This window comes from Roseobacter fucihabitans (assembly GCF_014337925.2).
Taxonomy (GTDB): Bacteria; Pseudomonadota; Alphaproteobacteria; order Rhodobacterales; family Rhodobacteraceae; genus Roseobacter; species Roseobacter fucihabitans.
Genome location: NZ_CP143423.1, coordinates 1458772 through 1473888, shown reverse-complemented (window position 1 = coordinate 1473888; position 15117 = coordinate 1458772). Strand labels below are relative to the sequence as shown.

8 protein-coding genes and 3 pseudogenes are annotated in these 15117 nt (G+C 56.5%); 6 read left to right on the top strand and 5 right to left on the bottom strand.

Annotated elements, in window-relative coordinates; genetic code table 11:
* Nucleotides 1-72: 72 nt before the first annotated feature.
* Complete coding sequence (metG, locus tag ROLI_RS07330) at nt 73-1794, top strand: methionine--tRNA ligase (RefSeq protein WP_187432042.1); 1722 nt, start codon at nt 73-75, stop codon at nt 1792-1794.
* 72 nt (nt 1795-1866) lie between these two features.
* Here the strand turns inward: metG and ROLI_RS07325 are convergent, their stop codons facing one another.
* Nucleotides 1867-4455: a methyl-accepting chemotaxis protein gene (locus tag ROLI_RS07325; RefSeq protein WP_222869705.1), complete on the bottom strand. Its 2589-nt coding sequence runs from the start codon at nt 4453-4455 to the stop codon at nt 1867-1869.
* 421 nt (nt 4456-4876) lie between these two features.
* On the opposite strand from ROLI_RS07325, the pseudogene ROLI_RS07320 reads away from it, so the two are divergent.
* The 3 genes and pseudogenes from ROLI_RS07320 to ROLI_RS07310 all read left to right on the top strand — a co-directional run.
* Nucleotides 4877-4999 (top strand): annotated as a pseudogene (locus tag ROLI_RS07320) (helix-turn-helix domain-containing protein); the annotation flags it as partial.
* A gap of 83 nt (nt 5000-5082) precedes the next feature.
* Nucleotides 5083-5851 (top strand): annotated as a pseudogene (locus tag ROLI_RS07315) (IS1595 family transposase); the annotation flags it as partial.
* A complete protein-coding gene (locus ROLI_RS07310) occupies nt 5772-6377 on the top strand; it encodes a hypothetical protein (protein ID WP_338469275.1) in 606 nt (201 codons plus the stop codon). The pseudogene ROLI_RS07315 and the gene ROLI_RS07310, both read left to right, overlap by 80 nt.
* A gap of 1597 nt (nt 6378-7974) precedes the next feature.
* Here ROLI_RS07310 and ROLI_RS07300 read toward each other — a convergent pair.
* Together ROLI_RS07300 and ROLI_RS07295 are read right to left on the bottom strand one after the other, a co-directional pair.
* On the bottom strand, nt 7975-8529 hold the full coding sequence (locus ROLI_RS07300; protein ID WP_187432363.1) for a tetratricopeptide repeat protein: 555 nt from the start codon (nt 8527-8529) through the stop codon (nt 7975-7977).
* A 31-nt stretch (nt 8530-8560) separates the two neighbouring features.
* Nucleotides 8561-9061, bottom strand: a complete 501-nt coding sequence (locus tag ROLI_RS07295; protein ID WP_187432362.1) for an Lrp/AsnC family transcriptional regulator — start codon at nt 9059-9061, stop codon at nt 8561-8563.
* 85 nt (nt 9062-9146) lie between these two features.
* On the opposite strand from ROLI_RS07295, the pseudogene putA reads away from it, so the two are divergent.
* Both putA and ROLI_RS07285 read left to right on the top strand, forming a co-directional pair.
* Nucleotides 9147-12570 (top strand): annotated as a pseudogene (gene putA / locus ROLI_RS07290) (bifunctional proline dehydrogenase/L-glutamate gamma-semialdehyde dehydrogenase PutA).
* A gap of 70 nt (nt 12571-12640) precedes the next feature.
* The gene (locus ROLI_RS07285) at nt 12641-13405 is read left to right on the top strand and encodes a rhomboid family intramembrane serine protease (protein WP_187432375.1); all 765 of its coding nucleotides are present in this window, start codon (nt 12641-12643) and stop codon (nt 13403-13405) included.
* Here the strand turns inward: ROLI_RS07285 and ROLI_RS07280 are convergent, their stop codons facing one another.
* Nucleotides 13406-14191, bottom strand: coding sequence for an inositol monophosphatase family protein (locus ROLI_RS07280; protein WP_187432372.1), 786 nt, complete (start codon nt 14189-14191; stop codon nt 13406-13408). It lies immediately after the preceding gene.
* Nucleotides 14192-14291: 100 nt separating this feature from the next.
* Nucleotides 14292-15080 (bottom strand): hypothetical protein, encoded by a 789-nt coding sequence (locus ROLI_RS07275; protein WP_187432373.1) that lies wholly within the window; start codon nt 15078-15080, stop codon nt 14292-14294.
* Nucleotides 15081-15117 lie beyond the last annotated feature (37 nt).

The window sequence follows — 15117 nt, the reverse complement described above, 5'->3', positions numbered from 1 at the left end:
TTTCACCGTGGCTCTTGCGCCCAAGCTGGGCTAGAGGGAAGCGCAAGTTGTAGAAATACGAGAGGCCCTGCCATGGCACGCCACCTGATCACATCCGCGATCCCCTACATAAATGGGATCAAACACCTCGGCAACCTGGTCGGGAGCCAATTGCCCGCCGATTTATTTGCCCGCTACATGCGCGCGCGCGGTCATGAGGTTCTGTTTCTCTGCGCCACGGACGAACATGGCACCCCCGCCGAATTGGCCGCCGCCAAAGCGGGTAAACCGGTGGCCGAATATTGCGCGGAAATGCATGCGGTGCAGGCTGAGATCGCCCGCGGGTTTCGTCTGTCCTTTGATCATTTTGGTCGCTCGTCCAGCGCGCAAAACCATGCGCTCACACAACATTTTGCAGGGCGGCTCGCCGATGCCGGATTGATCGAAGAAATCAGCGAGAAACAGGTTTATTCCAACCAGGACGCGCGATATCTGCCGGATCGCTATATCGAAGGCACTTGCCCAAATTGCGGATATGACAAGGCGCGCGGGGATCAATGTGAGAATTGCACAAAGCAATTGGACCCCACGGACCTGATTGATCCGCGCTCGGCCATTTCCGGATCGACCGATCTGGAAGTGCGTGAGACCAAACACCTCTACTTGCGCCAGTCCTTGATGAAGGACGAACTTGATAAATGGATCGATACAAAAACCGATTGGCCTGTGCTGACCACATCCATCGCAAAAAAATGGCTGCACGACGGCGAAGGCCTGCGCGACCGCGGTATTACGCGGGATCTGGATTGGGGGATTCCGGTGCGCCGCGGCGATCAGGATTGGCCCGGAATGGAAGGCAAGGTTTTCTATGTCTGGTTCGATGCCCCGATCGAATATATCGCCTGTGCCGGTGAATGGGCCGAGACCAATGGATTGTCGGACGCCGATTGGCAACGATGGTGGCGCATCGATAAGGGCGCGCAGGATGTGCGCTATACCCAATTCATGGGGAAGGACAATGTGCCGTTTCACACCCTCAGCTTTCCAACAACCCTCATTGGGTCCGGCGAACCCTGGAAGCTTGTGGACCATTTGAAATCCTTCAACTACCTCAACTACGATGGCGGCCAGTTTTCGACCTCGCAGGGGCGTGGGATTTTTATGGACCAGGCCTTGGAATTGCTCCCGGCTGATTACTGGCGCTGGTGGCTGCTGAGCCATGCGCCCGAAAACAGCGATGCGGAATTTACCTGGGAGAATTTCCAAAGCTCCGTGAACAAGGATTTGGCGGATGTGCTGGGGAATTTCATCAGTCGCATTACGAAGTTCTGCCGTGCAAAATTCGGTGAGGCCGTTCCGGCTGGTGTCGCCTACGGGGTTCGCGAAAACGCGCTGATTGAAGAGATTTCACAACGCTGCGCAAAATATGAAGCCCTGATGGAGGCTATGGAAGTGCGGAAATCCGCACAGGAGTTGCGGGCTATCTGGGTCTGTGGAAATGAGTATCTTCAAAGCGTTGCCCCATGGACTACGATTAAGGAAGATCCCGAAATGGCCGCAATGCAGACCAGGCTTGGATTGAATTTTGCGCATCTCTACGCAGTTTTGTCAGCACCATTTTTACCTGACGCCAGTGCGTCCATTCTGAGGTGCCTGAACATTGAAGGCACCCATTGGCCCGATGATGTGACAGCCTTTATGTCTCAATTGGAACCAGGGCACTCATTTTCAGTTCCCGACGTCCTTTTTGCGAAAGTGACAGATGAGGAACGTCAGATTTGGCAAAATCGTTTCTCTGGCGAGCGCTCTGACTGAAGTATCGGCTTGTGGAATTGCAGCAAACTTGAGATCAAAGTTACGTATCGTGATTGCGCATTTGGCCAGCGGTTAGAACTCTTCCCAACCGCTTTGCGTGTCTACATCTCGTGACATATCGCGTGCCGTATTACCTTCGACGGCTGGAATGGCAGAAGCCTTCGTTTCTTCGTTTGACAATTGCGGCGCAGCCGGTGAACGGGTCGATTTGATGGCTGGCATATCCAATTTGAATCGCGCAACCGCAGATGAAAGCGCATCTGCTTCCGCGGTCAGAGAATGGCTGGCAGCCGTCGTCTCCTCAAACATCGCCGCATTTTGCTGAGTAACATGGTCCAATTCGTTTACAGCAGTGTTAATTTCGTTGAGGCCAGCGGATTGCTCCCTCGCCGAGGTCGCAATGGTTGAAATTCGTTTTGAAATCTCTGCAACGGATGTGACGATTGATGCCAAAGCGACACCGGTTTTATCCACAAGATCAACGCCTTGGTTGACGTGATCTCCAGAACTGGAAATGAGCGCGTTGATTTCGCGCGCGGCTTCCGAGGACCGCTGCGCAAGGGCGCGCACTTCTGTCGCTACCACAGCAAAACCACGACCCGCTTCGCCCGCACGCGCAGCTTCTACACCGGCGTTTAACGCCAATAGATTGGTTTGAAAGGCAATATCATCAATTACAGATGTAATTTTGGAAATTTCCTGAGAAGAGTTTTTAATCTCATCCATGGCGCGCACCGTTTGGCGCGCGACTTCTCCACCTTTTTCTGCGTTCGCCTGAGCCTCTGCCGACATATTGGATGCCTCATCTGCACCCTCTGCGGCAGAGCGAACGGAGCTCGTCAATTGATCCATGGCAGCAGCTGTTTCTTCCAACGTTGCCGCCTGCTTTTCAGTGCGCCGCGAAAGATCATCCGCAGCCGAATTTATTTCACCCGTTTCATTTCGGATCGTTTCCGCATTGTGTACGACGGCTCCGACGGTTTCTTTGAGGGCACGCACCGCCATGTTGAAATCAGCGCGCAGTTTTTCGTATTCACCAGGGAAATCCCTGGCAATCTCGACGGTCAAATCGCCCTCAGACAGGCCCTTCAGCCCAACTCCAAGAGCTTCGACCACTTCTTCCTGCTGTCGTGCGGTCCGTGCGCGCTCATGCTCGGCCAGTATTGCCTTTCTCGCAACCTCCGTGACATCCGTCCCAAGAAAAATAGTGCGGTCCAAACTTCCATCTGGTGCCCTGACAGCTGCAAAATTCCCTTCCCAGATCATCGGTGCCGATCCATCGCAGCCCGCAACCTGAAACCGACCGAATACGGATTCTCCGTTGAGGATCTGTGAGCACAGCTTTTCTCCGGTACTCGATTTATCTGCCATCCCTTCAAAAAGGTGAGAAAGAGGCTTAGCCGAACTGGCGTTTCCTTCAATTTCCAAAATATTGCGCAAATTGCCATTTGTGGCGATTGTTCGGCCCTTGGGGTCAAATTCGATCCGCAACTGCCCATCGTCAATCGACTTCAAAACGGCCGCGTTGCGTGCAGCTTCGGTATGGTCTGCCCACTCCACCACGGCACCAATCATTTGACCGTCATCATTCAAAGCTGCATTAATATTGATCTCAATGAGAAATTCACCGATCTTTACGCTATGAGAAACGGGCATTGCAGAAATACCCTTACTTTGAATCTCTTCGATATTATGACACATTGCCCCAAATTTCGAAAAATCGGTGTTCAATACCTGGTCTTCTGACAAACCCGGCCAAACCGTCTTGAGATCGCTCATGATTTCTTCGAGAAGATCACTGCATGCGGGGTTGACGTAAATCACTGACATCGCTTCATCAAGAACCATCATGGGGGCTGTCGAGCCAACGAATGCCGCGCTCTTATAGGCGCTTTCCCGTTTTGTTTCTTTCGCGAGCGAAAGCGCGCTCCGAAACATGTCCAGACGTCGCGCCATTTGGCCAACTTCATCACCGCGATTCGTATAGGGTACAGCGGCATCGTAATCTTCCTTCGCGACAGCGCCCATGGACGTTGTCAGCCGGACCAACGGCTGTGACATCTGACTACGCAGTATTATGCTGGAAAATATGATTGCGGCAGCCATGACGGCAAATCCGACCGCCAAGGATTGCATCTGCATTTCCTGCAACCGTGCCAATTTTCTTTCTTGATTCCAACTCGTAACGATAACGCCCACGATTGCTTTATCGTCTCCAAAAAACACAGGTTGTGCACTAGAAAAACCATTCTCGGACACAACCGCCTCACCACTTTCCAACGCACGCTTTGCCAAGGCCTGTGCCGCATCCATATCAATTACTTCGCGCTCTTCACCGTAAAGAATGTCTCCATTGACATTCATGACAAGTGCCCCGGATGTGTCCGGCTCCGCAGCCTTTACAACACCACCGACAAGACCCGATATCGCATCCGCATTGCCAAATTTGATAGCGCCGCCCAGCTGCATCGCCAGAAGACCGGTGACTTCAACGGCGCGCGCGCTCAACGCGTCGGAGGTCATCTTGATTTTCGTCTGCTGCGCAGAATAGGCAACCGCGGACACCACGGAAACGATGCAGATCAAAATCATGAAGGTACATTTGACAAACAGGCTATTTAGTGGGGAACTCTGCAATTTTGAAGGCTTCAAGAGCGACATCATTGTGTCCTTTGGAAATTAAGAGGCAATCGCACTGGAACTTGCCAACACGCACATGCAAAGGTTTTACAAAGTACTTCTTTCTGTCAGCTTAACGCGCATCACATAAGGTGGCGTGCCCATCAGCAAATTCCCCGTTCTTTTCAATCAAAATAGGGCTAAAGTGGTCTACGTTTAATCTGAGTTGATTTGGGTTTCCCAAAGGAGTCTTTGTCCGATTCATTTCCAGTGTGGAGGTGGATGATGGGCAAACCGTTGTTGAATGTCACTGAGAACTGAACCGGTAGCCCCATAAATTGTCACTGAGAACTGCGCCATGTGAACACATAGCCCTGACGTTTTTGTTCAGTGGGATTTGGAGTGATCGACATGGGATTTTTGAGTGTCATAGGACGCTCATTGCCCGGCAGTGCATGTTTACATGCACGAGAGGGGGGCATTGCGTGACAAAATGCCGATACGAGAGATTGCGCGGCGCACTGGGCTGTCTCGCAACACCATCAAAAAGTATCTGCGCGACGACGCGGTAGAGCCAAAATTTAGGGATCTATATACCTAACTGGCCAATTTTGGCTTAACGCCATATCCGTTTTGGCTAGCTTAATTTCAGAAAAGGGATTTAGCGTGATGACCGATACACTTAGCACATTTGAGTTCTTTCAGAAATTTCCTACTGAGGAAGCGGCGCGTCAATTCTTTGAAGCGCGTCATTGGAATGATGAACCCGTATGTGGTCACTGCGGCTCGGTTGCCGTGACTGAGTGTAAAGATCACAAGCCAATGGCCTATCGCTGCAAAGATTGCCGCAAGCATTTCAGCGTCCGCACTGGCACAGTCCTTGCAGAGAGTCGCCTTCCTTTGCTCAAATGGCTGCTTGCCATCTACATGCTCACCAGCGCCCGTAAGGGCATCTCCAGCACTCAGATGGCTCGCGAATTGGGTGTCACTCAGAAAACAGTATGGTTCCTTGCGCAGCGCATCCGCGAAACTTGGATGGGCGGCAATAGTAACAAGATGGACGGCCAAGTTCAGGTGGATGAAACCTATGTGGGCGGAAAAGAGAAGAACAAACACGCCGATAAGAAGCTGAAAGCGGGCCGTGGCGCGGTTGGCAAGATCGCTGTCGTTGGCATGCGGGACGAAAGCGGCGAAGTTGTCGCCAAGCCTGTTAAGCGCACCAATGCGGCCACACTGGTTGGTTTCGCGCAGGAAAACGCACCAGAGGGTGGCGAAGTCGTTACAGACGAGTCCGCGCCTACAAAGCCTTGAGGTCAAGGGCTACACCCACAAGACGGTTCGTCACTCTGCTGGCGAGTATGTCCGCGACATGGTGCACACCAACGGAATTGAAAGCTTCTGGTCATTGCTCAAGCGCGGGTACATCGGCGTTTACCACTAAGAAAGAGCTGTCCCGCATTGATAAACGCATCGACGCGCTGCTGGGTCGTATCGTGAACGCGCAAAGCGACGCGATTGTACCCGTCTATGAAGGCGAGATCGTCGCGCTGGAGCGTGGCAAGGCGATTTTGGCCGAACAAATGCAAAAACAAGCCGAGCCGAAGGGGAGTTTTGAGGAAAAACTAGAACCAGCGATCATGTTTCTCGCAAGCCCTTGGAAAATCTGGGAAACGCCCGGTAGCGCACAGGTCAACCTGCGTCGTTTGGTGCTAAAACTGGCCCTTAAAACCCGTATCAAATACTGCCGAAATGATGGAGCTAGAACCCCGGAAATATCGTTTCCGTTCATAGCGTTAAGGGCAGTTTCAGACCCTAAGGTCTGTTTTGGTGCGGACGGCGGGACTCGAACCCGCACGATCATACGATCGAGAGATTTTCTTACCCGCTACGACTTTCGCCGCCGGCGCAATACGCCGTTTGTGGTCTGGACTATCCCTTCACCGTCACCGGTCCCCCGGTCTTAGGTGCTGCCCGTCTAGTCTCTACACCTTCCGACCTGGATGACCCTTTGGTCGGCTTGGCTCGGGATTGGCATGGACCCTGGTTCAGGCCGTTAGCTTTCCCCGAATTTGAGCAGTTCTACTCCCAGGGTTTCCCCCGAGGCACTCAAAAAAATGGTTTAAGTCTCTTGTGTCTACCGATTCCACCACGTCCGCATTGTTGATAAGGCTTGCCATAAGGATATCGCGCCGAACATGCCAGCCCAAATAAGCCTTAAAGCGGTTTGCGTTTAATCTGAATTGATTTGTGTTTCCTAAAGGAGTCTTTGTCTGCTTCATTTTCAGTGTGGAGGTGGATGATGGGCAAACCTCTTTCTTTAGATCTTCGGCACCGGATTTGCGGGTATGTTGCTGCTGGGAACTCTTGTCGTGCAGCAGGGCGCATTTTTGGTGTCAGTGCGGCAACGGCGGTGCGTTATGCTGCGGACAAACGAGAGCGGCGCGACGTCACGCCCAGACCACAGGGCAGGCCGGTGGGCCGATTTGGCCAGCTGGCACCGTATAAGGATTTCTTAATCGGGGTTATCCGTGCCGAACCAGACATAACATTGCATGAACTATCCGGCGCGCTGGAAGACACGTCTGGCGTATCTGTTCACCTCTCATCAATTCACCGCGCCTTGGTACGCGCCGGGTTCTTATATGAAAAAAGGACTTATCGCACGGGAACGTAATCGGCCTGCCCTGCGCAGGGCAAGGCGGGGGTGGATCAACCACCGCCAGCCGCGCATGCGCCAGGAGCCACACAGACTGGTCTTTATTGCTTCTGGGGACATTGCTGCGCAATACCCTGACGGCCAGTGGATGAGACAGCCGTAAAAACCAATGTCACGCGGCTGTGCGGACGGGCACCTATAGGCGAGCGCCTCCTTGGCACCGCGCCCTTTGGAAAACGGGGTACGCAGACTTTCATCGCCGGGCTGCGCTGATCGCGCCGTGGGTGATCACGGGTGCACTGGACGGGCGCGCCTTCGACACCTGCGTTGGAACCCGGAACGGTAGCCATTCTCTCCTCTCCTTAATTGCTTTGCAATCAACTGCCGGGCAAGGGGCAATCTTTCCACCCACAAAAGCCCCCGCGCAGCGCAGGCGTTAAGAAAGCGCGTGCTGGTTCCTGTTCTTGCCGCCCTACTCCCGCGACCTCAACCCCACCTCTCGGGACATTGCTGCACAATACCCTGACGGCCAATGATCGAGATGGCTTTCTCAAAGCCCATCTGAGACCGATCGGGCTAAAAACGTTCGATGCACTCTTCCAGGCCCTCGGCGACATTTGTGATCTGTTTGATCCAAGCGAATGCTGGAAACCTCCTCAAAGCTGCCGGATATGCCGCAGATTAAATGCAAAATGTTTTAGGTCCCCAATTTTATATGACGCACTATTTAGTCTGTGCAATTTACTCCTTGTCGTTAACCTCGCAGACCCATCCAGATCGCGAGGTCACTGCCCCACACTGCAGCCCCGAAACGAAACAAGCGACGTTTCAAACACCTGATTTCGCGCGGTGCATCACGGCGATATAACGGGCACAATAATGCAACAACGGGCGGTGTAAACGGGTCAGATGTCTTTTCCCGGCAAGGCCAATGGCCCGCCTTGCGACATCAAGAAACGCTCTGAAAGCCATGGGTTATTCTCCAGTGCCAACAACAGATCTTCGCGCGCCTCGCGGATCCGTCCAAGGCTCATCAAGCTCAACGCCCGCCCCGAGCGCGCTCCAACATGAAACGGTGACAAGGCCAAAGCCTGATCCAGATCACTCAGCGCATTTGCATAGTCTTTACGCAGAAAATGAATAAAGGCGCGCTGATTGAACCCTTCCGCATAATGCGGGCAATAGGCCACAAGACGCGAAAATTCATCGAGCGCGCCGACAAAATCGGACACCTCGCGCTGGCGCATGCCTCGGTCCAGAGTGGCTTGGGCGGCCTCATCGGGCGCTTGAAGCCATATCTGCCACATCTTGTCAGAGATCCCCCGCCCGGCCATATCGTTTGGCGCCGCGCGCGCCTGCTCAAAAAGTCTCTCCATCTCGGAGCTATGATCGGTGACCGCAGGGCAGTCGGCAAAGAGCGGTGTCGCACAGAACGACAGAACAAATATTAAATGTTTCATGATATCGAAAATGACACGCGCCAGCCCCAGGTCAAGAGGTCTCCGCCAGCATCGTTTCCTTGACGGCCTCCATCGCGACGTAAGTCGAGGTGCCGGCGATATGGGGCAGCATTGAAATCGTCTCGCCCAGGAACTGCCGGTAGCGCTGCATATCGCGCGTTCGCACCTTCAGCAGGTAGTCAAAATTACCAGCGATCATATGGGCTTGCTCGATCTCCGGTACCCGTGCAACCGCCGCATTGAACGCCTTGAGCGCGGCTTCACGCGTATCGCTCAAGCGGACTTCGACGAAAGCGACGTGATCCAATCCCAATTGAATAGGATCCAGCAAGGCGCGATATCCAATAATGATCCCGCTCTGTTCCAGACGGCGTAACCGCGCCTGCGTCGGTGATTTCGACAAACCAATGCGTTTAGCCAAATCCGTGATGCTGATCCGCCCGTCTTCGGCGAGCACCGAGAGAATCGTGCGATCAAATCGATCAAGGCTTGCTTGCTCACTTTGCTCGTTTTGATCACCAAATTTAACCATTTTGCCTCCCATGGCATCAAATTTAGGTCATTATGACTGGTTACTTATCTGTATACTAGGGAAAATTCATTCCCGGAGTTCCCAGATGGCTCGTGACATCTCACTTTCCCTGCGCCACCAAATCGATGCTGGCACTTATGCTGACCCCCATCGCGTTCTGACGGAGTTGATGGAGGGAGCGCAGCTTTCCCCTGACACCAGACAGACGATCAGCGCAAAGGCAGCCCAACTCGTGCGTGATATCCGCGGCTCAACAGCGCCCGGGTTAATGGAGGTTTTTCTCGCAGAATACGGTCTGTCTACCGATGAGGGCGTTGCGCTGATGTGTCTGGCCGAAGCGCTGTTGCGCGTGCCTGATGCCGATACAATTGACGCGTTGATCGAGGATAAGATCGCCCCCTCCGATTGGGGGCGCCACTTGGGTCATTCCACCTCCAGCCTGGTGAACGCTTCGACCTGGGCGCTGATGCTGACAGGCCGAGTGCTGGATGATGAGCACCCCGGCCCGGTGCGCCATTTACGTGCTGCGGTAAAGCGCCTTGGTGAACCCGTGATCCGGACCGCCGTGAGCCGCGCCATGAAAGAGATGGGGCGTCAGTTCGTTCTTGGAGAGAACATCAATGCCGCTATGCAACGCGCGGCAAACATGGAGAAAATTGGCTTTACCTACTCCTATGATATGCTGGGTGAGGCCGCCCGCACCGAAGCGGATGCCAAGCGGTATCACCTGAGTTATTCCCGTGCGATCTCCGCGATTGCCACGGCCTGCACTGCGCAGGACATCCGGCGCAATCCAGGCATATCCGTCAAGCTGTCCGCCCTGCACCCACGCTATGAGGTCGCCCAGGAAGAGGCCGTGATGACCGATCTGGTGCCGCGTCTGCGCGCCTTGGCATTGCTGGCGAAATCGGCGGGAATGGGCCTTAACGTTGATGCAGAGGAGGCCGACCGGCTCGCACTTTCGCTGGACGTTATCGAAAAGGTTATGAGCGAACCTGCTCTGGCGGGCTGGGATGGCTTCGGCATCGTGGTGCAGGCTTATGGGCCGCGCGCCGGGACCGTGATTGATGCGCTTTATGATATGGCCCAGCGTCACGACCGCAAAATCATGGTGCGCTTGGTGAAGGGGGCCTATTGGGACACTGAAATCAAGCGCGCGCAGGTCGAAGGCATCGACGGTTTCCCCGTCTATACCCATAAGGCCGCGACCGATGTGTCCTATATTTGCAACGCGAAAAAGCTGTTGGGCATGACCGACCGGATTTACCCGCAATTCGCCACGCATAACGCCCATACCGTCGCCGCCATTCTGGAAATTGCGCAAGATGCGGGAACCTATGAGTTCCAGCGCCTGCATGGGATGGGCGAAACCCTGCACAAGCTGGTCATGGCGCAAAACAAGACGCGCTGCCGGATTTATGCCCCCGTGGGCGCGCATAAGGATCTGCTGGCCTATCTGGTGCGGCGTCTGCTGGAAAACGGTGCGAATTCCAGTTTCGTCAATCAGATCGTCGATGAAAACGTTCCACCCGAGGTCGTGGCGGCGGACCCCTTCGGGATGTTAACGCAAAATGCCGGACCGCAAATCCCTAAGGGGCCGGAGCTTTTCCTGCCGCTGCGCGCCAACGCCAAGGGGTTCGATCTGGCCCATACGCAGACGCTGGAGCGGATCGAGACGGCACGCGGTGCCTTTGCCCGGCATCACTGGAAAGCGACACCGCTACTGGCTGGTGACGTCGACGCGAATGGTACCACTGTGACGGTTCAGAACCCAGCCGATCCACAGGATTCCCCCGGCACCGTACAAAACGCGACCGCGAAGGATGTCGCATCGGCCTTTGCGCAGGCACAGGAATGGGCCGCCCCCCTTGAAGAACGCCGCACCACGCTGTTGCGCGCGGCAGACCTGATGGAGGAGCGGTATGGCGCGCTGTTTGCGTTGCTTGCGCGCGAGGCGGGCAAAGGTTTGCCCGACTGCGTGGCCGAATTGCGCGAAGGGGTCGATTTCCTGCGCTATTACGCAGCGCAGGCCACCAATACGCCGCCTGCGGGGGTTTTTGTGTGCATATCGCCCTGGAACTTCCCCTTCGCGATCTTCTGCGGTCAGGTCACGGCAGCCCTTGCCGCAGGCAATGCCGTGCTGGCAAAACCAGCTGAACAAACGCCTCTAAGCGCCTATTTTGCCGTGGAAATCCTGCATGAGGCCGGGGTGCCGCGCGCGGCTCTGCAACTGCTGCCCGGCGGCGGGGATATCGGAGCTTTGTTGACATCGGATGCGCGCGTCGGCGGGGTGGCCTTTACCGGCTCCACCGCAACAGCGTTGCGCATCCGCGCCGCCATGGCGCAAAACTGCGCGCCCGGCACGCCGCTCATTGCCGAAACCGGCGGGCTCAACGCGATGATCGTGGACAGCACCGCCCTGCCGGAGCAAGCCGTTCAATCGGTGATTGAAAGCGCATTTCAATCGGCGGGCCAACGCTGCTCCGCGCTGCGCTGCCTCTATGTTCAGGAAGACATCGCCGAGGATTTCACCCGCATGTTGACTGGTGCGATGGACGCGCTGCGCCTTGGTATGCCCTGGCATCTTTCCACCGATGTGGGTCCCGTGATCGACGAGACCGCCCGCAAGGGCATTGCCGATCACATTGCGCAGGCGCGTCGCGAGGGTCGCGTTCTGGCGGAACTCACGACACCCGATAGCGGGACTTTTATCGCCCCGACCCTGATCAAAGTCACAAGCATCGCCGATCTGGAGCGCGAGATTTTCGGGCCGGTCCTGCATATGGCCACTTTCAAATCCCACGAACTTGACCAGGTAATCGACACGATCAACGCCACCGGCTACGGGCTGACCTTCGGCCTGCACACGCGGATTGATGATCGTGTCCAGCATATCTCCGAGAGGATCGAGGCGGGCAATATCTACGTCAACCGCAACCAGATCGGCGCGATCGTCGGCAGCCAACCCTTTGGCGGTGAGGGCCTTTCGGGCACCGGTCCCAAAGCGGGTGGGCCCAATTACCTGCCGCGTTTCTCTGCGCCGGACCGCGAAACCTCTGAGGCAATATGGGCGCAGAAGATGGCGGAACTCCCCGCCCTGCCCCGTACCCCCCACGCCAATGATCGCCCAGAGCCTGCCCGGTCCAACCGGCGAATCCAACCGGCTGAGCACCCTGCCCCGCCCTGGGCTTTTGTGCATGGGACCGGGACCTGAAACCACCGCGGCCCAGATGCGTGCGGTCCAGGCCCTGGGCGGTGTCGCCGTCGCGGCCACCGGAACCATCGCGCCGCAAGCCCTGATCACCGGACCCGCCTATGGCGGTGTCCTGTGGTGGGGCGATACAGAAACCGGCGAGGCCATTGAGCGCGCATTGGCCAAACGCGACGGCCCGATCACGCCCCTGATCCCAGGACGGCCCGATACCGCGCGGGTGCTCTCTGAGCGCCATGTTTGCGTGGACACAACCGCATCGGGGGGCAACGCGGCCCTTTTGGGTGCAGCAACCTGACGCAGCGGACCCCGGCCATCTCGCGCCGGGGTCTCTTGACGACGCCCCGTTGATCGCAGAGCGTGCGGCCATGTTTCCGATCCGCGATCATAACCCCTCCGGGCGCACGCCCTATGTGACCTACGCGCTGATGGCGGCGAATATCGTCGTTTTCCTCAGCTATGTGGGGATCATGCAGGATGCGCGGTTAATCTATGCGTTCTGGGCGGATTGGGCGCTGATCCCGGCGCGGCTGGATCAGGGGCAAGGGTTTTATACTGTTTTCAGCTCCATGTTTCTGCATGGCGGCTGGATGCATTTAATCGGCAACATGTTGTTTCTATTTATTTTTGGCGACAATATCGAAGATGAAATGGGGCATGTCCGCTATGGGGTCTTCTATCTGATCGCCGGGGCGGCGGCGGGATATGTCCAATATATCACCGCGCCCACATCCATGGTGCCGGTTGTTGGGGCCTCCGGTGCCATCGCTGGCGTCATGGGCGCCTATCTACTGCTGTTTCCCAAGGCCAAAGTCGACATCCTGTTCATTTTCATTGTGTTTTTTCGTATCCTCCCGATCCCCGCATGGATCATGCTGGCGGTCTGGTTTGCGCTGCAATTTATCGGGGGCATCGGGTCGGACCCGGACGCGGGCGGTGTGGCCTATTGGGCGCATGCGGGTGGCTTCGTCGCTGGATTGCTGCTGGCGACCCCGCTGTGGGTGCGCCGCGGTGGTCCTGCGTTCTGGAGCCGGACGCAGGGTCATCCGCCTCATCCTGCGGCGCAATACAGGCTTGTCAGAAGCAGCGTTCCCAAAGTCCCCCGCCAGAAGCGGCGCGGACCCTGGGGCTGATCAGCCACGTACCATTTTTGCGAGCGGCGAAAACAACGGTTCATTGGCACATATGATCGTGCCATCCTCGACGATATTGCCCGCAGGGTTGATCGGTTCGGCCAACCCCCCCGCTTCGCGCACGATGATCAGGCCCGCGGCCAGGTCCCAGGCATTCAAACGCCGCTCCCAGAACCCATCATAGCGCCCTGCGGCCACATAAGCGATGTCGAGCGCGGCCGCCCCCCAGCGCCGGATGCCCGAACACACCGGCGCAATCCGCGCCATTTCTTTAAGCGTATCGGGCAAATCCGTACGCCCGCCAAAGGGCAGACCAGTGGCAAACAGGCTCTCGATCATCTTGGTGCGACCCGAAACGCGCAAGCGGCTCTCGTTCATCCAGGCACCAGCGCCTTTTTCGGCAAAGAACATCTCGTCCTTGGCCGGATCGAATACGACCCCCGCCACGACCTGCCCCTTGTGTTCAAGCGCGATGGACACAGCCCAATGCGGCAGCCCGTGCAGGAAGTTCGTGGTCCCATCCAGGGGGTCCACGATCCAGCGGCGCGTCGGGTCCTGCCCCTCGTCACCACCGCCCTCTTCGCCCAGCCAGCCATAGGTCGGACGGGCCTCCATGAGGTCCTGTTTGATAATTTTTTCGGCGTTGATATCGGCGCGGCTGACAAAATCACCGGCCCCTTTCATGGAGACCTGAAGGTTCTCGACCTCCCGGAAATCCTTGACCAGCGAACGGCCCGCGCGGCGCGCAGCTTTGATCATGATGTTGAGATTAGCACTGCCGACCATTTTCGTTCTCCGGGTGGGGGATCAGGCTGGCCGTATAGGTGCTGTGCGCGTCCTTGCCAAGGGGGATCGCATGATCATCCACGACACCAGGGCGATTAGCTCATGGGCTGGACAGCCAGGCCGCGATACCGCCCGCGATTTTGGGTCGGAAATAGGCGATCATCCTACCGTCAGGGTCGGCTGTCGCGCCTTCGTCCCAAGGGGCTACACCGTGCAAAGTCAACCGGTGGAGCAGTACCGTCGCGCCGACATCGACGCACAAAGGAACCCGCGGACAGGTCTCAAACACCTCGCGCCGTGCCGCAATGTATATGCCGGTGATATCTGTGGTTGTCGCATCCGCCTCAGAGAGGCCGGCATAGATGTGTTGCAAGGCCGCACGCATGATGTAATGGCTGCCCTCCCAGACCACCAGCGGGGCGGCATCCACGCTGGCTTGCGTCAGAGGAATCCCCATTATGAACGCATGGGGCTCTTGCACAAAACGCCGCTTGGGCGTCCCCACTCCGATGATACCATCGACATGGGCCGCGTCCCGGTTCACACGATACCGAAACCCGGCGTCACTCTCGCCGAGGCGCGGTTTCGGGTAGCCGGGATACATCACGGAGATTTGCGCCCGGTGCAGGGCGGGCCATCCCCCGCAGTTTTGCGTGGCAAAATCCACGGCCTTACCGCTCAGGGCGCACCCCCCCTCAACCCGTCCCTCAGCGTCATTGGGAAGCACGTCCAGGCCAATGAACCAGGTCCGCTCGCATTGATGGAAATTTTTATTTTCAATAGTATGCACCGCGTTCTTTGCATAATGTGCCGCGTATCGTGCCCAATCACGCACGGCCGGTTCCGGCTCGAAACACGCCCATCCTTTTTGAAAGTAATCACCCGTCATTGAGGAGCCCTCGAAAGCATGCCCCTGTTGCACAGGA

Coding starts and splice junctions, on each gene's coding strand:
- metG (WP_187432042.1), top strand. CDS start 73: ATGGCACGCCACCTGATCACATCCGCGATCCCCTACATAAATGGGATC.
- ROLI_RS07325 (WP_222869705.1), bottom strand. CDS start 4,455: ATGTCGCTCTTGAAGCCTTCAAAATTGCAGAGTTCCCCACTAAATAGC.
- ROLI_RS07310 (WP_338469275.1), top strand. CDS start 5,772: ATGTCCGCGACATGGTGCACACCAACGGAATTGAAAGCTTCTGGTCAT.
- ROLI_RS07300 (WP_187432363.1), bottom strand. CDS start 8,529: ATGAAACATTTAATATTTGTTCTGTCGTTCTGTGCGACACCGCTCTTT.
- ROLI_RS07295 (WP_187432362.1), bottom strand. CDS start 9,061: ATGGTTAAATTTGGTGATCAAAACGAGCAAAGTGAGCAAGCAAGCCTT.
- ROLI_RS07285 (WP_187432375.1), top strand. CDS start 12,641: ATGTTTCCGATCCGCGATCATAACCCCTCCGGGCGCACGCCCTATGTG.
- ROLI_RS07280 (WP_187432372.1), bottom strand. CDS start 14,191: ATGGTCGGCAGTGCTAATCTCAACATCATGATCAAAGCTGCGCGCCGC.
- ROLI_RS07275 (WP_187432373.1), bottom strand. CDS start 15,080: ATGACGGGTGATTACTTTCAAAAAGGATGGGCGTGTTTCGAGCCGGAA.